The sequence below is a fragment of the Pelomonas nitida genome, assembly GCF_043555975.1.
Classification (GTDB): domain Bacteria; phylum Pseudomonadota; class Gammaproteobacteria; order Burkholderiales; family Burkholderiaceae_C; genus Pelomonas; species Pelomonas nitida.
Window position 1 is genome coordinate 69,258 of sequence record NZ_JBIGIA010000012.1, and the last position, 26,632, is coordinate 95,889.

A 26,632-nucleotide genomic window follows, 5' to 3' on the forward strand; every position below is an offset into this window, starting at 1 on the left:
GGTGCATGACGCTCGCCCTCCCCCTGCGCCGCTGGACGTGAGCAAGCTTGTTCGCCCGCCGAGCCCGCTTGCGCACCGTCCTGCGCACCGCCCGCATTCATGCACGGCATCAACACACAAAAAACGTGGAGACCTGACATAACCACCTCACGCCGCACCTGGCTCCAACAGCAACTCACGCAGGCCGGCCTGCTGCGACTCGGCGCGCCGCTGCTGGCACTGCCCGCCGCAGCGCAGACTGCGCCCATCGACCCGCTGCGCCTCTGGTACCGCCGCCCCGCCGACGAATGGGTGCAGGCGCTGCCCGTGGGCAACGGGCGGTTGGGCGCGATGGTGTTCGGCGGCACGCACACCGAGCGGCTGCAGCTCAACGAAAGCAGCTTCTTCGCCGGCGGCCCCTACGACACCACCAACCCGCTGGCGCGTGAAGGCCTGCCCAAGGTGCGCGAGCTGGTGTTCGCCGGCCGCTACGCCGAGGCCGAGAAGCTGGCCAACGAGACGCTGCTGGGCCGGCCCACCGGGCAGATGAACTACCAGCCGCTGGCCGAGCTGCTGCTCGTCTTTCCCGGCCTGGAGGGCGTGCGCGACTACGAGCGCAGCCTGGCGCTGGGCGAGGCCGTCGCCGCCACGCGCTTTCGTACCGGGAGCGCCACGCACACGCGCGAGGTCTACGCGTCGGCGGCCGACCAGCTCATCGTCGTGCGATTGGCCACCGACAAGCCCCGCTGGATCAGCGTCGACATCACGCTGACCGCGCCGCACCAGCGCAGCAGCGGCTTGGAGGCCGGCCACACGCTGTGGGTGGCCGGCATGAGCCCCGAGCGCCTGGGCGTGCCCGGGCAGCTGCCGTTCGAGTGCCGGCTGCAGGTCGTCACGCGTGGCGGCAAGGTCGTCGCCCGCGATAGCGGCCTGCAGGTGCAGGGTGCGGACGAGGTGTTCATCCTCATCGCCGGTGCCACGGGCTACCGGCGTTTCGACGACGTCTCCGGCGACCCGGCGGCGCTCAACCGCGCCACGCTGGCGCGCGCTGCCGAGCGCGGCCCCGACACGCTGCACGCGGCCCACCGCGACGACCACCAGCGCCTGTTCTCGCGCGTGGCGCTCGACCTCGGCAACGGCCCCAACGCCGCGCTGCCCACCGACGAGCGCATTGCCCGCTTCGCCGAAGGCGCCGATCCCGGCCTTGCCGCGCTGTACCTGCAATACGGCCGCTACCTGCTGCTGGCCAGCTCGCGCCCTGGCACGCGTTTCCCGGCCAATCTGCAGGGGCTGTGGAACGAGAAGACCAACCCGTCGTGGGGGTCCAAATGGACCATCAACATCAACACCGAGATGAACTACTGGCCCGCCGAGGTGGCCAACCTCGGCGAGACCGTGGAGCCGCTGTTCGCGATGGTGGAAGACCTCGCCATCACCGGCGCCCGCGTGGCGCGCGCGATGTACGACGCGCCGGGCTGGGTGGCCTTCCACAACACCGACGGCTGGCGCGTGGCGGCCCCGACCGACGGCGCCAAGTGGGGCCTGTGGCCCATGGGCGGCGTGTGGCTGGTCAACACGCTGTGGCAGAGCTGGCTGTTCCGGCGTGACCCCGCGCTGCTCAAGCGCCTGTACCCGCTGCTCAAGGGCGCCGCCGAGTTCCAGCTCGCCACGCTGGTGAAAGACCCGAAGAGCGGCTTCATGGTCACTAACCCCAGCATCTCGCCGGAGAACTCGCACCCGTTCGGCTCGTCCGTCTGCGCCGGCCCGGCGATGGACAGCCAGTTGCTGCGCGACCTGTTCGCCTATTGCGCCGACGCGGCGCGAGAGCTGCGGACGGACAGGCCGTTCGCCAAGGCCTGCGAAGCCATGCGCGACCGCCTGCCGGCCGACAAGATCGGCAAGGCCGGCCAGCTGCAGGAGTGGCAGGAAGACTGGGACATGGAGGCGCCCGAGCTCAAGCACCGCCACGTGTCGCACCTGTACGCGCTGTACCCGTCGGACCAGATCACGGCCGACGACACGCCGGCGCTGGCCGCCGCGGCGCGCAACGTCATGGAGCGCCGCGGCGACGACACCACCGGCTGGGGCATCGGCTGGCGCATCAACCTGTGGGCGCGGCTGAAGGACGGCGAGCACGCCCACGCCACGCTCAAGCGCCTGCTGCACCCCAGCCGTAGCTACCCCAACCTGTTCGACGCCCACCCGCCCTTCCAGATCGACGGCAACTTCGGCGGCGCCGCCGGCATCGCCGAGATGCTGGTGCAGAGCCAGCGCGGCCGCATCGAGCTGCTGCCGGCGCTGCCCTCGGCCTGGCCCACCGGCAGCGTGGCCGGGCTGCGCGCACGCGGTGGCATCGAGCTGGCCTTCCGCTGGGACGGCGGCGATGTGCAATCGCTGACGCTGCGCAACCTGGCCGGCGCCGCCCACACCGAGCTGCGCTGGCGTGGCGGCCGGCTGCCGCTGAAGCTCGCACCCGGCCAGACGCTCCGCTTCGAGCGCCGCGCCGGCCAACTGCAACGCCTGGAGAACTTCGCATGACCCACGCTCTGTCGCGCCGAGTGGCGCTCGGTGCCGCGCTGCTGCTCGCCGCGCCGCTGCCAGCCCTCGCCCAGGCGCCGGCCCCGGCCGCCGCCTCCCTGCCCTGGCCTAACCCACTCGTCGCGCAGCGCGCCGACCCGCAGATCACGCGCCATGGCGAGTGGTACTACCTGATGGCCACCGTGCCCGAGTACGACCGGCTGGAACTGCGCCGTGCGCGCTCCATCGCCGGCCTGGCCACGGCCGAGCCGCAGGTCGTCTGGCGCCGGCACGACAGCGGCGCCATGAGCCGCCACATCTGGGCGCCCGAGCTGCACCGCCTCGACGGCCGCTGGTTCATCTACTTCAGCGCCGGCGAGGCCAAAGACCCGTGGAAGATCCGCCTGTGGGTGCTGGAAAACAGCTCGGCCGACCCGCTGCAGGGCGAGTGGACCGAGCGCGGCCAGATCAAGACCGCGTGGGAGACCTTCACGCTGGACGCCACGCTGTTCGAACACCGCGGCCAGCGCTACCTCGCCTGGGCGCAGACCGACCCGGCCCGCAAGAACCACAGCACCGACATCTATCTCTCGCGCATGAAGAGCCCGACGGAACTCGAAGGCCCGCAGGTGCGCCTGACCCAGCCCGAGTACGCGTGGGAGAAGGTGCGCCACCTCGTCAACGAGGCGCCCGCCGTGCTCGTCCACGGCGGGCGCGTGTTCATCAGCTACTCCGCCGCCGGCACCGGCGCCGAGTACTGCCTGGGCCTGCTGTGGGCCGACGAAAACGCCGACCTGCTGGACGCCAAGAGCTGGCGCAAGTCGCCCGGCCCGGTGTTCAGCACCAGCGCCGAGAACAGCCAGTACGGCCCCGGCCACAACAGCTTCCTCGTCGAGCCGGACGGCCGCGTGCTCAACGTCTTCCATGCCCGCAACTACCGCGACATCGCCGGCGACCCGCTGAAGGACACCGGCCGCGCCACGCGCGTGCAGCCGCTCGCCTTCACCGCCGACGGCATGCCCGACTTCGGCCTCCCCCTGCCCGAGACCCCACGATGACCGTCATTGCCCTGTCCCCCGGCGCCCCCAACCACTTCGACGGCGCGCCGCCCGACCGCATCTGCCGCCAGCCCACGCGCGCCGAGCTGCACGCCTACCCCTGTTCCGCCGCGGCCAGGCCCGCACGCGGCCGCGCCCTCGTCTACGCCGGCGGCGGCTACCTGCAGCTCATGCACGACAAAGAGGGCGTGGAGATCGCGCAGTGGCTCAACACGCTGGGGCTGGACGCCTACGTGCTGGTGCACCGCCTGCCCGGCCAGGGCGGCCAGCCCTTCGACATCGCGCTGCACGACGGCCTGCTGGCGCTGGACCACCTCGCCACGCTGCCCCCGCTGCCGCTGCTGCACGTGGGCCTGTCGTCGGGCGGCCACCTGGCCGGCGTGATGGCCTGCCAGCCCCATGCCCTGCAAGCCGCCGGCGCCGTCATCGCCTACGCGCCGCTCAACGCCAACCACCGCGCCCACAAGTTCCCGGCCGGCAAACCCGACTTCCCGCCGCCCGAGAAACAGGCCTTCTACGACGCCTGGCCCATCGGCATCGCCACCGAGCCGCACGGCCTGCCCCGCTGCCCGGTGTTCCTGGCCTACGCGCTGCACGACCCCATCGTGCCCATCCAGCACGCGCTCAACCTGATCGTGGCCGCGCAACAGCACCGCCTCGACGTGGAAGCCCACGTCTTCCCCCAGGCCGAACACGGCTTCGCGCTGCGCAGCTTGGCCGGCACGCACGCCCAGTGGCCGGGGCTGGTGGCGAGGTGGGTGCAGGAGCGCCTGGGATGAACTGATCCGCAGGCCGGGTCGGGCAACAGACGGCGCCCTCAGCCTCGGCAGGTAAATTCAAGACGCCGAATGACCAGCTGCTCGACCCATCAATGACCTGGAATGCGAATCTTGAGAGCGCCCCACCCCCGAATCCACAGGCGCTTGGGACCGGCGCCGAGGGGCTGGAGTACCTGAAAGGGCCCACCACGCGGGGCGTGATCGACGTGTCACCGCTCAAGAACCGCGTGGCTGCTGCCGCCGAGGCCACCAGTTATGTGATCGAACCCGTGATCAAGGACCCGGTCACCGGCAAACCCACCGCAGAACCCCGCATGGTTGCCGTGGAAGACTTTGCGAAGGCCCTGGAGGGCTTCCTTGAGGTTGGCCCGGACGGCAAGGTCAAGCCCACCGGTTGCTTTGCGGCCGGCACCTTGGTGCACACCGCCGATGGCTTGGTGCCGATCGAGAAGCTTCGCGCCGGCACGATGGTGTTGTCGCAGCCGGAAGACGGCGGTGAGCGTGCGATGCGGCGCGTGGTCAACAAGTTCTCGCGGCTGGATCAGCCCCTGATGGCGATCCAGGTGAAGGCGATAGAAGCGGACGGCGCAGAAACGTTCACCACGCTGTTTGCGACGCCCAACCATCCGTTCTGGGTGGAGACATCGCTGACCGAAGACGGCAAGCACTGGTTGGCTGCGGAGTGTCTGGAGGCTGGGATAGGCCTGCAATTGGCCGACGGCCGTCGCGCCGAAGTCCGCTCGGCGGCGCTCATCCGGAGGACCCAACACGAGGGGGTGTTCTTCGCTGCGGATGAGCGCGTGAAGGTCGGCCAATTGCTGTGCATGCAAGGCGAGTGTTTGCAAATTGCGCCTGCGGGGCTGGAAGCATCACTTGGCGCTGGCCCTCTGCGACTCGGTGAGACGGACTTGGCGCCGGTTTACAACTTCGAGGTCGAGGAATTCCATACCTACTACGTTGGTGAGGAAGGCGCGGGGGTTTGGGTGCACAACACCGGATGCAAAATTGAAGACGCCGCTGCGTCAGCAGATCGGGCTGCTGCCCTGAATAACGCCTTGCAGTTGCATTTGCTGAAGATGGAGGTTGAAACAACCTGCTTTGATGGCGACACCGCAGTGCTCGTTAAAGTGGACGACGAGATGCCGCCGAGCATGCGTGGTTATGTGGCGACCCCTGTTTCGTATTTGGACTTTGGCCCGCACTCCTATTGCAATATTGAATATATTCGTCCTGGCGCAAAGGTCCTGTCAAGGTGCGAGGTGACGGGGGAATTGGCCTACAAGAAGGTCGTCAATGTATTTGAGCGATGGTACCAGGGGGATATGTATTAATTGTGCGTGAAAGGGCGCTTTGAGCAAGGAATTGTCATCGATGTCACGGGAAATCATCCGATCTGGGTCGTGGGCAAGGGGTGGATTGAGGCGCGTGAGCTGATAGAGGGGGATGAGCTGTATTCGGCTGATGGGAAGCCTGTAAGCGTAATTTCCCTGACGAATATTGACCATTCGAATGATTTTGTGGTGTACAACCTGGAGGTGGAGGGGTTTAATACCTATTTCGTATCTGCGGAGTACATTTGGGTGCACAACTGTAATCTGCAGACGGTGGGGGTGAAGGTTGCGGATGTTGTGGAGGGGCAGGTTCCTAAAGAAGGAAAGTACTCGCTGAGTGATCCGCGTGAAATAAATATTCGCAATGCACTGAAGGAGATTGGTGTTGACACGGAAGTTTTGCCGGATCCAAAAAATCATGGGACCACGCCCCCAAACAAACTTGGTAAGAAGGAGCAGAAGAACCCAGATCTGTTGGATAGGGCGACGGGGGAGGTGATTGAACTTTATAGGCCAGAAACGAGTGGCGAGAATGCGGCGAGAAATGCCGCAAGCAAGATACAGTCAAAAGCTTGGGAACAGTCTTCGGTGCTGGCGGTGGATCTGCGAAATTCATCCATCAATCCGCTCGATCTGTTGAAGCTCGGTAGGCTGGGCTGAGTTATGCGAACCCCAGCGTTTTCGCCAACAATCCATTGGCATGAGTACCTGAATGCCAGCAGCTGGGCCAACGAAATTTGTTGGGCTTCACTTTGTTCAGCCCAACCTACCGAGCTTCGAGGTTGAGGAATTTCATACCCACTATGCGGGCGAGGATAGCGTGAGGGTTTGGGTACACAACACGGGATGTCCGGTGAACGTCGCGATTGAACGCGCGGTGACGCGTGCCGAGGAGGCCGCGTTCCTGGAGGAAGGGCAACCACCTTGCTTTGCCGCCGGCACGCTCGTGCACACCAAGGAAGGGTTGAAACCCATTGAAGAAATCCGGGTTGGGGATTGGGTGCTGTCGTTTCCGGACGATCAGACGCCGCCCGACAAGGTGCGCGAAGAGGGCGAGGACACCTACAAACAGGTCACCCAAGTGTTTGTCACGGACGACAAACCGTTGTGCCGATTGATCGTCGCGAACCTGGCATCGGGCGATAGGGAAGAGTTCCTCGTAACGCCGGAGCATCCGATGTACTGCAAGGGGCGCGGTTGGGTGCCGGTATCAGAAATGCGTGGCGCTGGCGACGTCTTGGAAAACTTCATTTTCGGCAACCTAGTGGTTTTTCGCTGCTATCAGCACGTGACCAGGGACCGAGTTTACAACTTTGAGGTGGAGGATTTCCATACGTACTACGTCGGCAAGAACGGTGTATGGGTGCATAACACCTGCGGCCCGGAGATAACCAAGCTCGGTAGGCTGGGGTGAGTTATGCGAACCCCAGCGTTTTCGCAAACAATCCATTGGGATGAGTACGTGAATACCAGCAGCTGGGACAACGAAATTTGTTGGGCTTCACTTCATTCAGCCCTACCCACCGAGCTACGGATGACCAAGTGCAAGATAGAAACGGCCGACGCGATGGCAATGGACGGAGCTGATCTCTCAAAGCCAGTCGGCGAGCAAGATCCGATTTGTTGCTTCGCTGCTGGTACTTTGGTTCATGCAAAGCAAGGCCTGATTCCCATTGAGCAGATCAAGGTCGGTGACTGGGTGCTTTCGAAGCATGAAAACGGTGGGGGTGAACAAGCTTACAAACGCGTCACGCGAACCATCAAGTCGGAGAAGAAGGTTCCAATTGTTTATCTGGAATATTTTTCTGAGTTGTCCTACAAGATGTGCGGCTTGTTTGTTACCAATGAACATCCATTGTTCGTAAAAAACGTCGGATGGAGTCCGGTGATTGAGGTTGTTGCATTGGATGAATTGGTCTCTTTCGATGGGGCTCCTGTAAGAGCGGCCGAGCGTTTCGTCTTGTGGGATACTCCTGAAGAAAATGTGGCCATTGGCTTTGGCAAGATCAATGATGATGGGGTTGTAATAGATTTTAAAAATGGCGGGCGGGAGATTGTTTGCCGAGATGGCGATGAATCATATTTGGGGGGACGTTGCAGTGAGTGGTGTGAAACGGTCTACAACTTAGAAGTCGAGGACTTTCACACTTATTATGTCGGCGAGTTGGGAGTTTGGGTTCACAACATGAATTGCGATGCCAACCCAGCGATTGCGGACGTTAGCCGAAAAGCAGAAATCGAAAAGGCCGGTTTTGATGGCGAAACCCCAGTTCATGTGGACAGGCCCAATCAATACGGCGACTGCGTTGAAGAAATTCAATATATCGAGGCTGGAGACCGGGTACTTTCTCGATGTGAAGAGACTGGGGAGATGGCCTATAAGCGGGTGCTAAAAAAGTTCTCCCATGGTTTGCAGCAGCAGTACATGTTGGATTGCGGGACGGAAATTGAAAGTCAGCAGGAATTGTGGTATGTCGGACCCCTTTATGCTGCTGAGGAGCACCCATTCTGGGTGCAGGGTAAGGGCTGGGTTGCCGTTCGCGATTTGAAGGCCGGCGATGTCTTGCTGAGCTGTGATGGTGCATATACGGAGCTGCGCCATATTTCCAAGGCCGGCGTTCATGAGGTATGGAATCTTGAGGTTGAAGACTTTCATACCTATTTCGTGACCCACACGGGCATTTGGGTGCACAACGAAAAGGCGCGTGTCGAAATTTCCAGCCAGCCCATGGCGCCAGGCATTGAGCCTGGCAGTTGCCGGCCACACTCACCGCCCTACGAAACTGTCTGTTCTATTGGCGGCGACTGAAATGGGCCCCCAGTCACGCTGATCGGGGTGGCGATCAAAGCGACCGGCGAACGCCACGAGCTGGCTTTCGGCCTGACTGGCCCTGCGCAACACGCAGAAAGCGCCGTGCCACCTGGTCTCGAGATGGTCCAGGATCATGTTGCCCCCTGTAGCGGCGGCAAGTCGGGTGGCCTGCGGTCGCCCGCGACGGCAGGCGTGTGCGTACGCCCCCCGCCGGTGCCCCCTCCCCCGCGCCCGCCACCTCGGCCACACGGCGCCAAGCACCTCGCCAAACGCCCGCCAACTTACGCCCCGATTGCGTGCATCACGTCACTTTCCTGAGCGCGGCGTGGGGGCAACTTGGCTTACGCTGCGCGGCTGTCCTGAGCTATTAGCCGAGCATGCTGCAAGCGATCAACACGTGGGAAGACTACCGGGCCAAACTGCGCGAGTTCGACGCGGTGCTGGAGCATGCCAAGGCGGTCGGCGCGGTGATGGCAGTCATGGCGTCGCGGTCGGCGCATGTGCGCTATGGCGCGCAGGTGTACGTGAAGCTGCTGTCGCACTGCATCGCGCTGCGCGCACTCGCGGCCGACCCGAACCACCGCACGGCGCGTGAGTTGCTGGATGTGCCGTCCATGAGCGCGCTGGCCCGCTGCGTGGTCGAGGCGCATGACGCGTTCGAGTACGTGGCCGGTCACGAGGTGGCGCCCGCCGAGCGCACGTTCCGGCTGCAACTGTGGGAGCTGCACGACCAGATCCGGCGGCTGAAGATGTTCACGGATCTGGGCCTGGCGCCGGAGCGCATCGATGACATCCGCGCCGACGTGAGGCGCCGCCAGGACGACCTGCAGGCCCACGAGTTCTTCGCCACGCTGCCGGCCGAGTTGCAGGCCGAGCTGCGCCGGCGCTGGGCCAAGGGCGACCCGCCGGCCTTTCACCTGGGCCAGCGCCAGCGCTGCGAACTCAGCGGCGTGAACGCCGATTGGCACAACATCATCACGTCGCAGCTCGCGCAGTACGCGCTCACCTTGCCGTCGTCGGTGGAGCAGATGACGCATCTGACGCCGGGCTCGGTGGAGGTGCACCGGCTGCTGGCCATGCCGCTGGTGGCGACGCTGCCCTTCCTCGTGCGCGTGACGCAGGCGATCGCGGCGTACATGCCCGCCAACGCGCCCGAGCCACCCAGCCGCACGAACCGCACCATGGCCCTGTGGCGCCAGGCCGCCGAGCAGGCGCCCTGAGCCGCCGCGCGAGCGGCTTGGGTGCTGCCGTCAGCGGCCGCCGGTGCGCTGGGGGAAGTCAGCCACACCGGTCAGGCTGCGCTCGACCTTGCGAATCGTGCCGTCCTCGTTGAAGAACAGGTACTCGGCGGCCACGTGCCGCTGCTTCTTCGCGCAGGCCGCGCCTGGCACGTCCAGCCAGCGGTGATAGAACAGCAGCCACTGGCCCCGGTACTCCACGATGGAGTGGTGGTTGTTGCCGCCCTCGGCGTCCATGATGACGCCTCGGTAGGTCCACGGCCCCTTGGGTGAAGCGGCTGTGTAGTACGTCAGGATGCGGTTGTGCTCCGGCATCGTGAAGTAATAGAGGCCCTTGCGCTTGAACACCCACGGCCCTTCCATCGGCGGCTCGTAGCCGCCCATGTCCATCTTCTGCAGCTCGCCCTTGATGGAGCGCATGTCGTCGGCCATCTCGGCGACGAGGTAGTTCACGCCCGACGTGCGGCTGTAGAGGTAGGCGCGGCCGTCGTCGTCCACGAAGAGCACGGGGTCGTTGGCGTAGGGCTTGCGCCACAGCGGCGCGCCGATCATGTCCTTGAAGGGGCCGGCGGGCGAGTCGCTCTCGGCGATGCCGATGCCCATCCACTTGGTGCTGTTCTTGGGGTTCTGGCGGTCCTTCACGCCGGTGCCGGCAGGGAAGACGAGGTAGTACTTGCCGTTCTTGTAGGCGGCGTCGGGCGCCCAGGCGTAGTCGGTGGCCCAGCTCAGGTCCTTGATGGACAGCACGGCGCCGTGGTTGGTCCAGTGCACGAGGTCGGTGGACGAGAAGGCCATCCAGTCCTTCATGTGGAAGTCGTCCTGGCACTCCTCGTCATGCGAGGTGTAGAGCCACATCCGGCCGTCCTTCCAGACATGGCCGGAGGGGTCGGCGGTGCGCAGGCCCTGGCCCAGCGCGAGCGGGTTCTGCGCCTGCGCCAGCGGTGCGGCGAGCAGCGTGGCGAGCAGAGCGGATGCGAGCTTCATGGGTTGCCTTTGCAAACGCCGGCCACCAGCTCGGCGCCATCGAACATCAGGTCGCGCTGGTCGGTGCGCAGCTGCAGCCGCAGCGGGCCGGCGGAGGGGCGCTGCAGCGTGAGTGTCGCCGTCAGGCGGTTGGCGAGCACGCCCTGCCCCCAGGCCGCGTCCTGCCCACGGCGGGGCCAGCGCAGCTCGACCGGTTCGTCAGCGCCGGTTGCGAACGGCTCCTCGACGCGCAGCGCGGCCTGCCAGTCCTGCCCGGCGGCCAGCGGATAGCTGGGCAGCACATGGACGCGCAGGCAGTTCGGGCCAGCGGCCGCCTGGGCCTGCAGCGTAAGCGTGGCCCCGGGGCCTTGCGCCGCCAGTGCGCCTTCGCCACGGCCCAGGCCTTGAACGCGGCGCCAGCCTTCGATGGCGGCAACGCGCAGCGTGGGCGGGGCGTCGGCAGCAGGCAGGGGCGCGAGGTCGGCGGCAGCCTTGGCGAGATCGTTCAACGCGTCGGGCGCGCTGCCGCCCAGGCCCGGCGCCGGCAGCAGCGGCGCCTGCTGGCGATAGCTGGTCCACAGCCCATCGGCCGGCTCCTCGGCGAGGCTGCCGGCCCAGCGGCCGCCGTTGTAGCGGGCGGTCAGCGCCTTCAGGCGCTGGTCGGCGCGCTGTGCCTGTGCGGCAAAGCGGCGCGCGCCGGCCGGGTCGCGTTCCAGCGTCGCCACGTAGCGTTCCAGCGCGAAGAAGCGCTCGTTGGCCAGCGCCGCGGCACGCAGCGGGTACTCGACGAGCTGGAAGAAGCCGTCGCGCTGCGCCACGGCGATGCGCGGGCGGGCGGCATCCAGCTGTGCCAGCAGCTGCGCGAAGCGGCCCAGCCGCTCGTTGACCGCCTCGGCCGGCCAGCCGCTGCGCCTAGCCTTCTCGCCGGGCAGGTGGAACTGCAGATGCTCGGGGCGGCGCTCGAAGTTGACGCGGTAGGCCCCGTCCCAGATCGTGCCGATTTCTTCTACGCCGAAGAGCCGCCGGGCCAGCTCGCGCAGGTAGCCGCCCTGCCCTTGCGCGCGCACGGCGGTCGGGTTCCAGGCCAGGTCGAACCAGTGGCTGAGGTTGACCTCGGCCGGCTTGATGTCGCCCGCGTTGACCATCCACAGCCGCTGCACGCCCGCGTCCCAGGCGCGGCCCATCTCTTCGGCAACGAGGGCCGGCGGCGTGGTGCTGAGCCACAGATAGGACAGCGGCGCGCCCAGGTAGCTGAGGTGGTAGTACACCCCCGAGCCGCCCGAACGCTGCGCTTGCACGGCGTCGGGGAACTGGCGGATATAGCCAAAGTTGTCGTCGGGCCAGACCAGCGTCACGTCATCGGGCAGCGCCAGCCCCGGCAGCAGCGGCAGCACTTCCTTGTAGGGCACGAAGAGCTGCGGCAGCGTCGCCGGGTCGCCCACGTGGCGGCGCAGCAGCTCCCGCTGGTCGGCAATGAGGCGGCTCAACAGCGCCTGCTTCTCGGCCACCGTGCCGCCGCCCTGCATGCCGCTGTCGTGGATGCCGCGCATGCCCAGCGTGTAGAGGTTCTCGAAGCGGCCGTTGGTCTTCAGCCGCTCGACCCAGTAGTCGCGCACCTGTTCAGGATGCGTCGCGTAGTTGTACTGCTCGGGTGGCGCGCCCCACTCCGCGACGTTGTTGCGCAGCAAGGGCTCGGCGTGCGACGAGCCCATGACGATGCCGTAGCGCTGCGCCAGCTCGGCGTTCTTCGGGTTGGCGTTGAAGGCGCCCGACACCTGGTGCATGGCCGGCCACAGCGTGTTGGCCTTCAGGCGCAGCAGCAGGCGGAAGACCTGCTCGTAGGTCCTGGGGCCGATGGTGCCGGCCTCGGGCTCGAAGGTGTTGGCGGCCCAGGGCCGCAAGCCCCAGTCCTCGTCGTTGATGAAGAGGCCGCGGTACTTGACGGCGGGGCCGTCCAGCAGCGGCTCGGTCAGCGACAGGTGCAGCGGGCCGCGCCTGAGCGGCGCGAGGTCGGCCCACCAGACCCAGGGCGAGACGCCCAACGCCTGGCTCAGCGTGTAGACGCCGTAGGCCGTGCCGCGGCGGTCAGCGCCGGCGATGACGAGGGCCTGGCTCACGCCGGGCGCCGGGTTGCGCAGCAGCGTCATCTGGAAGCATTCCCAGCAGCCCTTGAGCCTGGCCAGGTCCAGGCCCGCAGCATCGATGGCCGGGTGGTGGCCTGCGGTGCCGACCCAGATCTGCACCGCGCCCTTGCCACCGACGCTGGCGCGCAGGCCCAGGCGCTTCAGGTCGCCGGCGAGGTCTTGCGCGACGAAGGCTTCCAGCGGGTCGGCGTCGCGTGCCACGACGATGACGGCGCCGTCGAGCGGCAGGCTGCCCGGCGTGGCCTTGGTGTCGACGGCCAGGCCGGCGTGCGCCGCACCGGCCAGCATCATCAGCAGAGCCAGCAGCCCCTTGCGCATCAACGGCTCCGGAACGCCGCGCGCAGGTCCGGCGGGGGCGCGTTGCGGTCCACGCTGAGCCAGCCGTCCTTCACGGTCAGCTCGGCCGACTGGATGACGGTGCGCTGGTGCCAGCGGTCGTCCGCTTTGGCCTCGGGCTCGCCGCCCTGGTGCGTGAAGTAGAAGAGGTAGGCACGGCCGTCGACGACCGTGACGCCGGGGTGCTGGCCCTTGGCGCGGTCGGTGGGGTGTTGGCCGATGTCGGCCAGCAGCCGCGTGGGCTGTTCCTCCCAGTTCAGCGCGTCGTCGGAGCGCAGCACCAGCAGGCCCTTCCACAGGTCGGCCACCAGCCACCACTTGCCGGCGAAGGGAAACACCGTGGGGCCTTCGCCGGGCAGCGCGCTCACCGGGCCGCGCACGGTCCAGGTCTTGAGGTCGGCACTGTCGGCCACCTTGAGTTTGCTGCCGCCCTGCTCGTCCTTGAACCACATGCGCCAGCCGCCCTGCGGCGCGCGGATGACCGACGCGTCGATGACCTTGGGCGAGCCCAGGTCCGCGCGGCCGGCGCAAGTCCAGGTGCGCAGGTCGGTGCTGGTGAGGTGCTCGATGCGGCGCTCGCCGGTCCATGTCTTGTGCACACCGGGCACGATGGTGAGCCACAGGTGATAGGTGCCGGCGAAGTCCTGGATCTCGGGCGCCCACAGCGTCTCGCCCGTGCATTCGGCCGGAAAGCTCGCCTCACCGGCGGCGCGCCAGTGGTTGCCATCGTCGGTCGTCGCAATGCCGATGGGCGTGCCATGCACCCAGCTCACATCCTTGGGGTCGTCCAGCCGCAGCGTGGCGCGGCGGTTCGTGTAGAACATCTCCCAGCGCTTCAGGCCCCGGTTGAAGACCAAGGAAACATCGGCTGCGCCGTCCAGCACGGGGTCGCGGTAGAGGGGGCGCGGGGCGGGCTCGACGCTCGCACAGCCGGCCAACGCGGCCAGCAGGATCAGGGCGGGGGCAGTCAGCTTCATGGCGTCGTGATGGGCAGGTAGCGCGGCGGCTTCATGGCAGCGCCCAGGTGGTAGCTGGTGTGCGGCGGCTGGTTGTAGCCGGCGTTCTGGGCAGCGACCTGCACGCGATATTGCGGGTCTTGCATCAGCGTGACGAGGCGGTGCTCGGTCGGGATGGCGGTGGAGAACACCAGCAGCGCCGTGCTGTCGGCGTTGCGCCAGACGACCTCCTCGCGCCAGTCGCCGAACAGGTCGGCCGACAGCACGGGCGTGCCCTTGGTGCCGTTGTTGGACGCGGCACCGAAGGCCTTGCCGTCGAGCAGGTTCTCGAACTTGAAGGTCGCGGGGTTCCACTTGTCGATGGCGACATGGTCCAGCGACTCGCGCAGCAGGTCGCCGTCCCACCAGACGGCGAAGTTCATGCGGTTGGGGTGCTTGTCGCTGATGAGCTTGCCGCCCGCGCTCATCAAGCCACCCACCGCGCCCCAGCATTCGGCGCCGGGCCAGGCGGGGTCGATGTCGAAGCAGACGCCGCGGCCCACGTCGGTCTTGTTGCCGGGCATGCTCCACAGCACCTTGCCGGTGGCCGCGTCGTGCATCTCCAGGCCGTGCTCGCCGTAGCAGCGCGGGCTTTCGTGCACCATGAACACCTGCTGGCCCTCGCGCGCCGGGTCGAAGGCGCTGACGTGCAGCGCGTCGCCATGGCACAGGCCGGTGCTGTAGAGCAGCTTGCCGGTGCCGGAGAGGGTGGCGGCGCCGTAGACGATGTCGTCCAGCCCGTCGCCGTTGACGTCGGCCACCGAGAACCAGTGGGCGCCCTGCCCTGCGGCGGGTTTGCTCTCCGCGTTGCTGTCGCTATCGAAGACCCAGCGCTGCGTCAGCTTGCCGTCGCGCCAGTCCCATGCGGCGATGACGGCACGCGTGTAGTAGCCGCGCGAGAACACGGCGCTGGGGCGCTTACCGTCGAGGTAGGCCACGCCGGCCAGAAAACGGTCCACGCGGTTGCCGTAGCCGTCGCCCCAGGCGCTCACGTCGCCACGTGGCGGCGTGTAGTCCACCGTCGCCATCGCCGCGCCGGTCAGGCCGTTGAAGACGGTCAGGAACTCCGCGCCGCTCAGCACGTAGCCGGCCTCGTTGCGGTGGTCGGCCTGGGCGTCGCCGATGGTCTTGCCCGCGCCGTCGACCGTGCCGTCGGCCGTCTTCATGATGAGCTCGGCGCGGCCGTCGCCATCGAAGTCGTAGGCGAGGAAGCTGGTGTAGTGCGCGCCGGCCCGGATGTTTCGCCCGAGGTCGATGCGCCACAGCCGCGTGCCGTCGAGCTTGTAGGCGTCCACCAGCGTGTGGCCCGTGTAGCCCTTGTGCGAGTTGTCGTGCGCGTTGGTGGGCTGCCACTTCACGATCAGCTCGTACTGGCCGTCACCGTCGAGGTCGGCGGCCGAGCCGTCGTTGGCCTCGTAGGTGTAGGCCTGGCCATCGGGTGTCGTGCCACCCTCTGGCTTTTGCAGCGGCACCCGCAGGTAGGGCTGGCTCCACGGCACCGCCGCGCCAGACGCCGCCAGCTCCTGGCCCGCGACGACGGCGCGCACGGTGTAGAGACTGTCGGCGCGGCCTTGGGCGTCGACCAGGTTGGTCAGCGGCTGCGGCGCGTGCGTGATGCGCTTGCCGTCGCGGTAGACGTGAAAGCGCACGCCGGCCGGCTCGGTGCCCAGCAGCCGCCAGCTGACGAAGACGCCGCCGGCGGTGTTGATCGCGACGACGCCGCGGTCGAGCTTCTCGACCTGGCGGATGTCGGCGTGGGCCGTGACAGCGCCGGCCAGCAGCAGGCCGCACACCAGCCTGACGATCAAAGACGAAACGGTCATGTCAGCCTTCCATTCCTCATTCCGCGGCCGTCGTGCCCGCCTTCGGGCCGAGCGCCGGGCCGCTCCCAAGCCGGCCCGTCAGGCGATGTGCAAGCGGCTCGATGCCGCGAGCATCGCCGCCCCCCTCGGGGGGCCGACCAGGTCCGACCGCGTTCAGCGCGACGGACCTGGGCGAGGGGCTCCATTCCACTCAAAAAAAACGGCCTCTTGCGAGGCCGAGCGCCTGAATTCAGGCGCAACAGGATTGGCCTTGCCGGCCAACGCCCGGAGATCGAGGCAACACGGGATGGGCCTTGCGGGCTCATCCTGCATGCCTTAGAGCTTGAGGCCCAGCGTCACGTAGTAGCGCCGGCCTGCCCACGCCAGTTCGTTCGGGCGCGACAGGTCGCCCGCGTAGGTCAGCTCGGCCTGGTTGGTCAGGTTCTTGGCTTCCACGGCGAAGGTCAGGTTCTTGGTGGCCTTCCACTGGAACTTGGCATCCAGGTAGCCCGTGGCGTCGCGGAAGTTCGGGTTGCCCGAGATGTCGTTGCCGCCGGTGTAGTACTTGTCGCGATAGCTGTAGGCCAGGCGCGCGTTGTACTCGCCGTTGTCGTACCACAGGCCCAGGTTGTAGGCGTTCTTGGACATGCCGGGATACGGCAGCACCGAGTTGTCCAACGGGTTGAGCAGCTCGTTGCCCTGCGCGTAGCTGAAAGTCATGCGCGTGTAGTTGGCATCCACACCGAAGCCGCTCAGCCAGCTGGGCAGGAAGGACAGCGCCGTGCGCCCCGCCAACTCCACGCCCTGCGTCTGGGCACCCTTGCCGTTGATGGCCTGGGTCACGTCGAACAGCCGGCCGTCACGGAAGAAGTCCACGCCACGGCTCACGATGCCCTTGCGGATGTAGGTATCGATGTCGGTGCGGAACAGCGCCAGGCTGACCTGCGTGTCCTTGCCCGGGTAGTACTCGGCGCTCAGGTCGTACTTGGTCGCGCGATAGGGCTTCAGGTCCGGGTTGCCGGCCGTGCAGTCGTCGGTGCCGTCGCCGCCATAGGTCGTGCTGCCGCTGCCATACGTGCAGGTGACGCTGGGTGCCAGCAGGTCGACCGCCGGGCGCGACATCACCTTGGCCCAGCCGCCGCGGACCAGCAGCTTGCCGTTGAGCAGTTGCAATGTGGCGTTCAGGCTGGGCAGAACATCGTTGTAGCTGTTGTTGATGGAGACCACGCGGTTGGCGGTCACCAGCGCAGCGCAGCTGCCCACCGTGTTGGGGTTGCAGGTGCGGTCGGTCTGCAAGCCGGCCGAGGTCACGTCGGTGCGGGTGTAGCGCACGCCCACGTTGCCATCGAGCGGCAGGCCCAACACCTCCGTCCCCCAGTCCAGCCGCACATAGCCCGCCTTGACGCGCTCCTTGATGTCGTAAACGGGAATCTGCGCGTAGGTCTTGCCGTCGCTGCCGACGGTTTCGTAGAGGTATTTGCGGTTGAAGGCGCTGGTGTCGAAGTAGCCGGAGCCGGTGGCCGCCGAATAGCTCGGCGCCATCCAGTTCGACGGCACGTTGCTGATGCCGCCGTAGCCGTTGAAGAACTGGCCGGGTGATGTCGAACGCACGGCGTTGACGATCTCCTGCATCTTTGCGCCGTTGACGTAGGACGTCGTGTAGCCGCCGTTGATGAAGGTCGGCGTGTCGCCCGGGCGCTGCGCGCTGCCGGTGTAGAGCGGGTCGTAGATGATGGTCGAGTTGACGTTGGCGCTGCGGGCGTTGATGTCCACCGCCTCGTTGGTGTCGGTCAAGCTGCCGTTGTTCTGCACCAGATAGCCGCCGCCGGTGTAGCGCCGCGAGCCGGAGTCGCGCGCCTGAGCGCCGAACCACAGGCTCTGGAAAAAGTCGTGGTCGAAGTAGTACTGGAAGTCCAGCTTGCCGCTGCGTTCCTTGTTGTGCGTGGCGTCGGGCCGGTACTGCAGCTGGGCTTGCACGTAGGAGCTGGCAGCGTCAGGGCTGTAGCCGGCAGGGAAGGTGAAGTGCGGCAGGCGCTGGCCGTCCAGGTTGACGACGAGGCCCGGCGCGTTCTGCGTCAGCACGATCTGGTTGGTCTCGGCCTCGTAGTTGGCCTTCGAATCGCCCAGCAGCCCTTCAACGCGCCACTTGTTGTTCTTGAACTTGAACCCGGCGGAGGTGTACTTGGAGTCCACATCCAGCGCGAAGTCGCGCGCGCCCGTGCTGAACGCCGCCTGGCCACCGCGGCCGGCCACGTTCAGGCAGTTGCCCACCGTGTACTGCGTGACCTGGTGGTTCTCCACCACCATGCCGCTGGGCGTGACGCCAGCGACGGGGTCGGTACAGGTGCCGCCCGAAGGCACGCCCGTGGCTGAGTAGACCGGCGCGGTGCCCGACGACGACAGCCGATTGACCGAGATCAGGTCGGTGCCGTAGTTCATGTCGTTGAGCCGCTGGGCCTGCTTGTTGCCCTGATAGCTCACGAAGGCGTCCAGGTTCTTGGAGAACTGGTACTGCGCCGTCACCTCGGCGGAGCTGCGCTTGTGATCGCGCTCCCAGATGCCGTAGCGCGCATTGCGCGGCGCGTAGTCGTACCACTGGGTCAGGCAGGCCGTCCGGTCGGCGCCCGTCAGCGCATTGCAGCCCGTCTGACTCGTGACAGCGGCCGCGGTGGCGTTCTGGCTGACCACCGTCTTTTCGGCAGACATGTCCCAGTCGCGCAGGAAGGTCCAGGATGTGTTGCGCGAGTAGTCGCCGCGCGTGTAGACCTCGTCATAGATGAGGTTGGCCATCAGGCCCAGCTTGTTGTCGAAGAACTTGTCGGCCAGCAGCAGCGAGCCGCGCGGCTGCGCGCCACCGCGCAGGCTGCCCTGCTCGGCCGACAGCGTGCCGGCGATGGTGCGCTGCGTGAAGTCCAGTGGCTTGCGGGTGGTGATGCGCACCGTGCCGCCCACGCCGCCTTCGGTCATGTCGGCCGTGGAGCCCTTGATGACGTCGATGGAGGCGATGAGCTCGGACGGCAGCTCCCGCAGTTCGGCCGCACGGCCGGTCTGGGCGCTGCTGAGCACCGACAGGCCGTTGATCTCGATGCGGTTCAGGTCGGGCTCGACGCCACGGATGGCGACCTGCGAGCCCTCGCCCAGTTCACGCGTGAGCTGCACGCCGGTGATGCGCGACAGCGCCTCGCCGACGTTCTTGTCGGGGAACTGGTCAATGTCTTCCGCAACGATGCTGTCCTGCACGGTCGAGCCATTGCGCTTGCGGTCGATGGCGCTCTGGATGGAGCGGCGGATGCCCGTCACGACGACGGTGTCGAGCTGCTGGTTGGCGCTGTCGGCGGGCTTGGCCGCGGCCTTCTGCGCGGCAGGGGCTGCGGCTGCGGCTGCGGCTGCGGCTGACGCCGCCGAAGCGGGCGCCTCGGGCGGCTGCGGCGCGGCGTCCTGGGCCTGTGCCTGGCTGGCCAGAGCGGCCGAAATGGCCAGGGCCAGCGGAGTCCAACGTGTGACCGGCCTGTGGCCGTGATTCTTGTTCAACATCTAATTGCGTCTCCAGAAATATCAACAAGCCGTGCGCGCCCCGCGCCGCTCGCTTATTACCCCCAGACGCCAGTCTAGGTGGCAGTTTTCTGTACTTTTCCGGCACGCAAAAAAGAATCACGGCGGTGATTGCTTCACATCGCGTAAACCCTGTGACAACTGCGCGTCAAACAGCCCGGCGCCCCATGAGCACCGGGCGTCAGCCGCGCCGCGCCAGAGGCGTGTCACCACACGCCCGGCCACGGCACTGCGAATGAAAAAGTGCGAATAAGTTCTCACCCCTCCAGTTATTCAAAGCCTGCCACGACAGATTTCGAATATGGAAATGCAAATAGATCCAATACCAACCAATTCCCGAGCAAATCAGTCGGTCGAGGGTTATTTCCGATCCAGCCAGGCCTGCGGCACCGGCACCACGCAGATATTCATCTCGCGGCCATCGGCGGCCAGCATGGCGGACTGGATCTGGATCTTGCGGCCGTCGGGGCTGAAGGTCGGGTGGATGTGGTCGCGCGCGGTCGCCTTGTGCCCGGTGGTCAGCACCATCATTTCGCGCGTGCGGCGGTCGATGAGGTAGAGGCTGCGGCCGAAGTCGTCGCCGGTGGCGAAGCGGCCGTCGGCCGAGCCATGCACATGCCACAGCCCGCTGCCGGACGCCGTCTGCCCCACCAGGTTCACCTCGCGCGTGCGCAGGTTGACGATGGCCAGGCCCGTGGGCTTCTCGCGCGTGCCGGTGTTGCCCCAACCATCCTCCTGCCCCGGGTTGGCGCCCTCCACGGCCGTGCCCGGCGCGCGATTGGCGTCGACAACGCCGGGAATGGGGCGATGGCCCATGATGGCCAGCGCCACTTCATCCTTGCCGATGAAGGCCTCGTGCGTGACCCACTCGTACGGCGCCTCCGGGTAGAGCGGGCGCAGGCCGGTGCCGTCGCCCTTGACCGTCCAGGTGCGCTGCGGCGACTTGCCGCCCGTCTCCCAGCTGAACACCAGCTCGCCCGGGTTCCAGCTGTTGCTCTGGATGTGGCCGATCTGGAACGGCACCGAGACGACGTGCCGGACCTCGCCCGTCTTCACGTTGATCTTGCCGATGGCATGCGGGCCAGCGCCCATGCCGCGCGGGCCGAAGGGCGGCTCGACCTTGGTGCCGGCGGGCAGGCGCGCGCCGGCGTAGGCCTTGCCCTGGATGCGGAAGTAGAACCATTGGCCGTCGGCGTCCAGCGCGTTGTCGCCGAACGCCTCCAGTTCGGCCTGCAGCGTGGCGAACACGCGCTGGTAGCTGGCGGCCGGCTTCATCGCACCCGCCTGGCTGTCGGCGAACACGCGGTCCAGGTCCACCTCGACGGCCTGCCGGATCTTGTCGTTGCCACCGGCCGGGTCCTTGCGCAGGAAGAAGAGCTTGTTGCCGCCCGACTGCGCCAGGTTGAGCATGCCCTCGTAGCCGCCCTCGGTGACCTGCACCATCTCGCCGCTGGCCTCGTTGACAGCGATGGCCTCGCCCTTGGCGCGGTTGGAGCGGAACACCAGCCACTTGCCGTCGGCCGTCCATTGCGGGTGGCTGGGGTAGATCTTGGCGTCGCCGCGCGGCTGCGTGGTCAGGAAGGTCAGCGGCGTGCCGGTGACAGGATCGTTGACGACACGCTTCTCGGACGGAAAGCGCTGGCCGATCTGCGCCCATACGGGTGCGGCGGCCAGCAGCAGGCTCAACAACAGGGAAGTCTTGCGAAACGACATGGTGGGAGTCCGATTCAAGGTGGGCGCGACTCTAGGAGGCGCTGCGTTGCTGGATGTTGCTGCAGCCCAATCGCTCAAGAACTTGCGCCGTCGCGCGCCGCCCGCCCGGCGCACCTGCTCCTAGCATCCGCGCCATGACGCCCACCCTCACCCGCCGCGCCACCGCCGCGCTGCTGCTCGCCCTCCCGCTGCTCCAGGCCCAGGCGCAGGAATTCACCGCCACCACCGACCCGGCGCGCGCGCAGGTCACGCTGCCCGAGCCCGCCAGGCCGGAGCTGCCGTCGCTGATCCTCATCGGCGACTCCACCGTGCGCAACGGCCGCGACGACGGCCAGGGCAAGGGCGGCGAGGGCCAGTGGGGTTGGGGCAACCCCATTGCCGCCTACCTCGACCAGACCAAGATCAACGTCGTCAACCGTGCCGTCGGCGGCTTGTCCAGCCGCACCTACCGAACCAGCGGCCACTGGGACCGCACCAAGCCCTTCATCAAGAAGGGCGACTGGGTCGTCATGCAGTTCGGCCACAACGATGCCAGCCCGGTCAACGACAACAGCCGCGCCCGCGGCGTGCTGCGCGGCACGGGCCCGGAGAAGGAAGACATCGACAACCAGCTGACCGGCAAGCGCGAGACCGTCTACACCTACGGCGCCTACCTGCGCGGCTACATCGCCGACATCCGCGCCGCCGGCGCCACGCCGGTCGTCGCCTCGCCCGTCATCCGCAAGCGCTGGGAGGCCGACGGCGTGAAGGTCACGCGCGCCGGCGGCAACTTCGCGGCCTGGGCCGCCGAGGTCGCCCGGCAGGAGAACGTGGCCTTCATCGACCTCAACGAATGGGGCGCACTGCGCTACGAGGCCCTGGGCAAGGCCGAAGTGGAGAAGCTCTTCCCCGCCGACGCCCCGCAGGAAACCGTGCACACCAACTGGCTGGGCGCCGCCGTGAACTCGCAGCTCGTCATCGCCGGGCTGATCCAGAACAAGGTGCTGCCCGACGCCGTCTACCTGCGCCGCTTCGCGCCGGATGGCTCGGATGACCGACCGGTGGTCGACGCCCGCAAGGTCAGGGTCGAGGCGCCGCGCGACCCCAAGCTGCCCAGCCTCGTCATGATCGGCGACTCCACCGTGCGCAGCGGCGGCCAGAACGGCGCCTGGGGCTGGGGTGAACGCCTGGCCCCCTTCTTTGACACGCAGAAAGTCAATATCGTCAACAACGCCATCGGCGGCCGCAGCAGCCGCACCTTCTTCACCGAAGGCCGCTGGGCGTCGGTGCTGGAACAGTTGAAGGCCGGCGACACGCTGCTCATCCAGTTCGGCCACAACGACGGCGCCCGCATCGGCGACCCGGCAGGCAAGAATCGCGGCTCCGTCCCCGGCATCGGGCCCGAGACGGTGGAAGACACGCTGCCCGACGGCAGCAAACAGCAGGTGCAGAGCTTCGGCTGGTACCTCGCCCGCTACATCGACGACGCCAAGGCCCGCGGCGCCAAAGTGGTCGTGCTGTCGCCCATCCCGCACAAGGACCGCTGGCAGGCCGGCCAGCCGCGCGACTTCGAGACCTATGCCGCCTGGGGCGAGCAGGTCGCCCGGGCTCATGGCGCGCAGTTCATCGACCTGACCCTGCTCGTGACCGAGGCTTACCGCAGCGCCGGCGCCGAGAAGGTGGACGCCCTCTTCGCCGATGCCCGCACCCACACCAACGAGGCGGGTGCGGTGTTCAATGCCGCGCGGGTGGTCGACGGCCTGAAGCGCCTGCCGGGCCAGCCGCTGCAGCCCTTCCTGAAAGCCGCGACACCCTGATTTCAGAAATTTTTTCGAGAATGCTTGCACAGGCCCAAAAAGTGCGCTTAGAATAGCAGGCTCAGGCGCTTTAGCTCAGTTGGTTAGAGCGATGGAATCATAATCCACAGGTCCGGGGTTCGAGTCCCTGAAGCGCCACCAAAATCCGAACGGCCCGAGCACCCTGCTCGGGCCGTTTGTCTTTTCAGAACCGGTTTGCGGCCGCCCACTCCGGCTGCCGCTTACGCAGCCACTGGACATGCCATGTACCGCTGTGTTCTTCCTCTGATCCTGGCCGTCAGCAGCGTTGCCGCCCAGGCGCAGACGCATCGCTTCTTCCCCGCCAACGCGCTGCGCGGCGAGCTGGTCATCACGCAGTTCCCCGAGGCCAGGATCAACGGCCGCGCCGCCCGCCTCGCGCCGGGCGCCCGCATCAAGAACGACAACAACCTCTGGGTGCCGCCGGCCGGCCTCACCGGCCAGAAGCTCACCGTGCACTACACGGTGGAAAGCACCGGCCTGGTCATGGACGTGTGGGTGCTCAACGCCGTCGAGCTGGCCAACAAGCCCTGGCCGACGACGCCTGCCGAAGCGGCCAGCTGGCAGTTCGACGCCGGCACGCAGACCTGGGCCAAGCGATGAGCGCCGCCGACAAGGACGGCAAGAAGGTCTACATCAAGACCTTCGGCTGCCAGATGAACGAGTACGACTCGGACAAGATGGCCGACGTGCTTGAAGCCGCCAAGGGCTACACCCCCACCGACGACCCCGAGCAGGCCGACCTGATCCTGTTCAACACCTGCTCGGTGCGCGAAAAGGCGCAGGAGAAGGTGTTCAGCGACCTCGGCCGCGTGAAGCACCTGAAGGCCAAGGGCGTCATGATCGGCGTCGGCGGCTGCGTGGCCTCGCAGGAGGGCGCGGCCATCATCGAACGCGCGCCCTATGTCGACGTCGTCTTCGGCCCGCAGACGCTGCACCGCCTGCCGCAAATGCTCGAAGCCCGCCGCGAGACGCGCCGTCCGCAGGTGGACATCTCCTTCCCCGAGATCGAGAAGTTCGACCACCTGCCCCCGGCCAAGGTCGAGGGCGCCTCGGCCTTCGTCTCCATCATGGAAGGCTGCTCCAAGTACTGCAGCTACTGCGTGGTGCCCTACACGCGCGGCGACGAAGTCTCGCGCCCGTTCGACGACGTGCTGACCGAGATCGCCGGCCTGGCCGACCAGGGCGTCATGGAGATCAACCTGCTCGGCCAGAACGTCAATGCCTACCGCGGCAAGATGGGCGACACGAGCGAGCACGCCGACCTGGCCCTGCTGCTGGAATACGCGGCCGAGATCCCCGGCATCCGGCGCCTGCGCTTCACGACCAGCCACCCCAACGAGTTCAGCCCGCGCCTCATCGAGGCCTACGGCAAGGTGCCGCAGCTCGTGAACCACCTGCACCTGCCGGTGCAGCACGGCAGCGACCGCATCCTGATGGCCATGAAGCGCGGCTACACGGCGCTGGAGTTCAAGAGCATCGTGCGCAAGCTGCGCGCCATCCGCCCGGACCTGCGCCTGGCCAGCGACTTCATCGTCGGCTTCCCCGGCGAGACCGACGAAGACCACGCCAAGCTGATGAAGCTGGTGCACGACGTCGGCTTCGACGCGTCGTTCAGCTTCATCTTCAGCCCGCGCCCCGGCACGCCCGCCGCTGCGCTGGAAGACACCACCCCCTACGAGACCAAGGTCCGGCGCCTGCAGGAACTGCAGGCCGCCATCGAAGCGCACGCGCTGACCATCTCGGAGGCCATGGTGGGCAAGGTCGAGAAGGTGCTCGTGACCGGCACCGCGCGCAAGGACGCCACCGAGCTGATGGGGCGCACCGAGTGCAACCGCATCGTCAACTTCCCCGGCTCGCTGCGGCTGATGAACCAGCTCGTCGACGTGCGCATCACGACCGCCTACGCACACTCGCTGCGCGGCGAGGTGGTCACGACCGAGGAGGTGCTCAGCGCCTGAAGCTGAGCAAATACCACTGCGGCAGGGCCACGCCGAGCAGCAGCAACGCGTAGCCCGCCATCCGGCCATCGCGGCCCAGCAGCACCAGCGACACGATCACCGCCAGCGCGCCGCCCGCCGCCCCCCAACCCCACAGACGCAGCCACCGCAACGCCTTCGCCTCACGCCACCAGGCCAGCTTGATCGCCAACCCCAGCAACGCCGCCAGCCCCCAGGCGGGCGCGAACAAGTTGGCGATGTGCCAGAAAGCATCCAAGGGGCTCATGCGGGCTTGATCCGTATCAGGGGGAAGCGAAGGCCGCGAATCCTACAATCCGCCCCCATGTCGGTCTTCGCTCTCGGCCTGAATCACAACACCGCTCCGCTGGACTTGCGCGGGCGGTTCGCGTTCACGCTGGAACAGCTGGCCCCGTCGCTCGCCGGCCTGCGCCAGAAGCTGCCCGGCACGCCTGAGGCGGCCATCCTGTCCACCTGCAACCGCACCGAGGTCTATGTGGCCGCGCCACCGGCGCAGGTGCAGCCGGCCATCGCGTGGCTGGCGCAGGCGGGTGGCGTGGAGGCCGGCGCCCTGCGCGAACACGCCTATGTGATGCAGGGCAGCGCTGCGGCGCGGCACGCCTTCCGCGTGGCCAGCGGGCTCGACTCCATGGTGCTGGGCGAGCCCCAGATCCTCGGCCAGATGAAACAGGCGGTAAAGGAAGCCGATGCCGCCGGCGCGCTGGGCACCACGCTGCACCAGCTGTTCCAGCGCAGTTTCTCGGTGGCCAAGGAAGTGCGCACCGCCACCGAGATCGGCGCCCACTCCATCAGCATGGCCGCCGCCGCCGTGCGCCTGGCCGGCCAGCTGTTCGAAGACCTCGCCAAGACGCGCGTGCTGTTCGTCGGTGCTGGCGAGATGATCGAGCTGACCGCCACCCACTTCGCCGCCAAGACGCCGCGCCACATGGCGCTGGCCAACCGCACGCTGGAGCGCGGCGAGAAGCTCGCTGGTCATTTCGGTGCCGAGGCCATGCGGCTGTCGGACCTGCCCGAGCGGCTGCACGAGTTCGACATCGTCGTTTCCTGCACGGCCTCCAGCCTGCCGCTGATCGGCCTGGGCGCCGTCGAGCGCGCGCTCAAGAAGCGCAAGCACCGCCCGATGTTCATGGTCGACCTGGCCGTGCCGCGCGACATCGAACCCGAGGTCGGCCAGCTGGACGACGTCTACCTCTACACCGTCGACGAACTCGCCGTGCAGGTGCAGACGGCCGGCGAGAAGCGCCAGGCCGCCGTGGCCCAGGCGGAGGCCATCGTCGAGACCGGCGTGCAGAGCTTCATGCACTGGCTGGACCAGCGCCACACGGTGCCGCTGATCCAGGCCCTGCACGCGCAGGCCGACGACTGGCGCGCCCTCGAGATCGCCCGCGCGCGCAAGCTGCTCGCCAAGGGCGCCGATGTCGACGAGGTGCTGGATGCGCTGTCCAAGGGCCTGACGCAGAAGCTGCTGCACGGCACGCTGGCCGAGCTGCACGCGAGCGACGGCGAACAGCGTCTGCAACTGGCACAAACGGTCTCCCGCCTGTTCCTGCGCGGCAGGCAGTCCTAGCGGCGCTCAACTGCCGCCGCCCCGGCGCGCACCGCGCCGCCCTGACTGCTTTT

The 26,632-nt window shown here is 67.1% G+C and carries 19 protein-coding genes and 1 tRNA gene; 13 read left to right on the forward strand and 7 right to left on the reverse strand.

Annotated elements, in window-relative coordinates; all coding sequences use genetic code 11:
- Positions 1-99 precede the first annotated feature (99 nt).
- The 8 genes from ACG00X_RS16055 (at position 100) to ACG00X_RS16090 (ending at position 9,696) form a co-directional block, all read left to right on the forward strand.
- Entirely contained in the window at positions 100-2,517 is a 2,418-nt protein-coding gene (locus ACG00X_RS16055) for a glycoside hydrolase family 95 protein (RefSeq protein WP_394489216.1), read from the forward strand.
- On the forward strand, positions 2,514-3,554 hold the full coding sequence (locus ACG00X_RS16060; RefSeq protein ID WP_394489218.1) for a glycoside hydrolase family 43 protein: 1,041 nt from the start codon (positions 2,514-2,516) through the stop codon (positions 3,552-3,554). Before ACG00X_RS16055 ends, ACG00X_RS16060 begins: the two co-directional genes overlap by 4 nt.
- On the forward strand, positions 3,551-4,333 hold the full coding sequence (locus ACG00X_RS16065; RefSeq protein ID WP_394489220.1) for an alpha/beta hydrolase family protein: 783 nt from the start codon (positions 3,551-3,553) through the stop codon (positions 4,331-4,333). Before ACG00X_RS16060 ends, ACG00X_RS16065 begins: the two co-directional genes overlap by 4 nt.
- A gap of 92 nt (positions 4,334-4,425) precedes the next feature.
- Positions 4,426-5,664, forward strand: a complete 1,239-nt coding sequence (locus tag ACG00X_RS16070; RefSeq protein ID WP_394489222.1) for a polymorphic toxin-type HINT domain-containing protein — start codon at positions 4,426-4,428, stop codon at positions 5,662-5,664.
- A 6-nt stretch (positions 5,665-5,670) separates the two neighbouring features.
- Entirely contained in the window at positions 5,671-6,324 is a 654-nt protein-coding gene (locus ACG00X_RS16075; RefSeq protein WP_394489224.1) for a polymorphic toxin-type HINT domain-containing protein, read from the forward strand.
- Between the two features lie 193 nt (positions 6,325-6,517).
- Positions 6,518-7,078: a polymorphic toxin-type HINT domain-containing protein gene (locus tag ACG00X_RS16080; RefSeq protein WP_394489226.1), complete on the forward strand. Its 561-nt coding sequence runs from the start codon at positions 6,518-6,520 to the stop codon at positions 7,076-7,078.
- 120 nt (positions 7,079-7,198) lie between these two features.
- A complete protein-coding gene (locus ACG00X_RS16085) occupies positions 7,199-8,473 on the forward strand; it encodes a polymorphic toxin-type HINT domain-containing protein (protein ID WP_394489228.1) in 1,275 nt (424 codons plus the stop codon).
- Between the two features lie 380 nt (positions 8,474-8,853).
- Complete coding sequence (locus ACG00X_RS16090) at positions 8,854-9,696, forward strand: DUF885 domain-containing protein (protein ID WP_394489230.1); 843 nt, start codon at positions 8,854-8,856, stop codon at positions 9,694-9,696.
- A gap of 30 nt (positions 9,697-9,726) precedes the next feature.
- Here ACG00X_RS16090 and ACG00X_RS16095 read toward each other — a convergent pair whose 3' ends face one another.
- The 6 genes from ACG00X_RS16095 to ACG00X_RS16120 all read right to left on the reverse strand — a co-directional run bounded on the left by ACG00X_RS16095 (position 9,727) and on the right by ACG00X_RS16120 (position 21,219).
- A complete protein-coding gene (locus ACG00X_RS16095; protein ID WP_394489232.1) occupies positions 9,727-10,698 on the reverse strand; it encodes a family 43 glycosylhydrolase in 972 nt (323 codons plus the stop codon).
- The gene (locus ACG00X_RS16100) at positions 10,695-13,139 is read right to left on the reverse strand and encodes a glycosyl hydrolase 115 family protein (RefSeq protein WP_394489235.1); all 2,445 of its coding nucleotides are present in this window, start codon (positions 13,137-13,139) and stop codon (positions 10,695-10,697) included. The genes ACG00X_RS16095 and ACG00X_RS16100 overlap by 4 nt, the downstream gene beginning before the upstream one ends.
- Positions 13,139-14,134, reverse strand: a complete 996-nt coding sequence (locus tag ACG00X_RS16105; RefSeq protein WP_394489237.1) for a glycoside hydrolase family protein — start codon at positions 14,132-14,134, stop codon at positions 13,139-13,141. Before ACG00X_RS16105 ends, ACG00X_RS16100 begins: the two co-directional genes overlap by 1 nt.
- Positions 14,131-15,975, reverse strand: a complete 1,845-nt coding sequence (locus tag ACG00X_RS16110; RefSeq protein WP_394489239.1) for a rhamnogalacturonan lyase — start codon at positions 15,973-15,975, stop codon at positions 14,131-14,133. Before ACG00X_RS16110 ends, ACG00X_RS16105 begins: the two co-directional genes overlap by 4 nt.
- Positions 15,976-16,290: 315 nt before the next feature.
- Positions 16,291-19,488, reverse strand: coding sequence for a TonB-dependent receptor (locus ACG00X_RS16115; protein ID WP_394489241.1), 3,198 nt, complete (start codon positions 19,486-19,488; stop codon positions 16,291-16,293).
- A 378-nt stretch (positions 19,489-19,866) separates the two neighbouring features.
- The gene (locus ACG00X_RS16120) at positions 19,867-21,219 is read right to left on the reverse strand and encodes a TolB family protein (protein ID WP_394489243.1); all 1,353 of its coding nucleotides are present in this window, start codon (positions 21,217-21,219) and stop codon (positions 19,867-19,869) included.
- 134 nt (positions 21,220-21,353) lie between these two features.
- Here ACG00X_RS16120 and ACG00X_RS16125 point away from each other — a divergent pair, with 134 nt between their 5' ends.
- The 4 genes from ACG00X_RS16125 (at position 21,354) to miaB (ending at position 24,994) form a co-directional block, all read left to right on the forward strand.
- A complete protein-coding gene (locus ACG00X_RS16125) occupies positions 21,354-23,015 on the forward strand; it encodes a rhamnogalacturonan acetylesterase (protein WP_394489245.1) in 1,662 nt (553 codons plus the stop codon).
- Between the two features lie 64 nt (positions 23,016-23,079).
- Positions 23,080-23,156, forward strand: a tRNA-Met gene (locus tag ACG00X_RS16130).
- Positions 23,157-23,258: 102 nt separating this feature from the next.
- Positions 23,259-23,636 (forward strand): hypothetical protein, encoded by a 378-nt coding sequence (locus ACG00X_RS16135; RefSeq protein ID WP_394489247.1) that lies wholly within the window; start codon positions 23,259-23,261, stop codon positions 23,634-23,636.
- Positions 23,633-24,994: a tRNA (N6-isopentenyl adenosine(37)-C2)-methylthiotransferase MiaB gene (miaB, locus tag ACG00X_RS16140; protein WP_394489249.1), complete on the forward strand. Its 1,362-nt coding sequence runs from the start codon at positions 23,633-23,635 to the stop codon at positions 24,992-24,994. Before ACG00X_RS16135 ends, miaB begins: the two co-directional genes overlap by 4 nt.
- Here the strand turns inward: miaB and ACG00X_RS16145 are convergent.
- Positions 24,984-25,259 (reverse strand): hypothetical protein, encoded by a 276-nt coding sequence (locus ACG00X_RS16145; protein WP_394489251.1) that lies wholly within the window; start codon positions 25,257-25,259, stop codon positions 24,984-24,986. The genes miaB and ACG00X_RS16145 overlap by 11 nt on opposite strands.
- A gap of 57 nt (positions 25,260-25,316) precedes the next feature.
- Here ACG00X_RS16145 and hemA point away from each other — a divergent pair, with 57 nt between their 5' ends.
- Complete coding sequence (gene hemA, locus ACG00X_RS16150) at positions 25,317-26,579, forward strand: glutamyl-tRNA reductase (RefSeq protein WP_394489253.1); 1,263 nt, start codon at positions 25,317-25,319, stop codon at positions 26,577-26,579.
- The last annotated feature ends 53 nt before the right edge of the window (positions 26,580-26,632 follow it).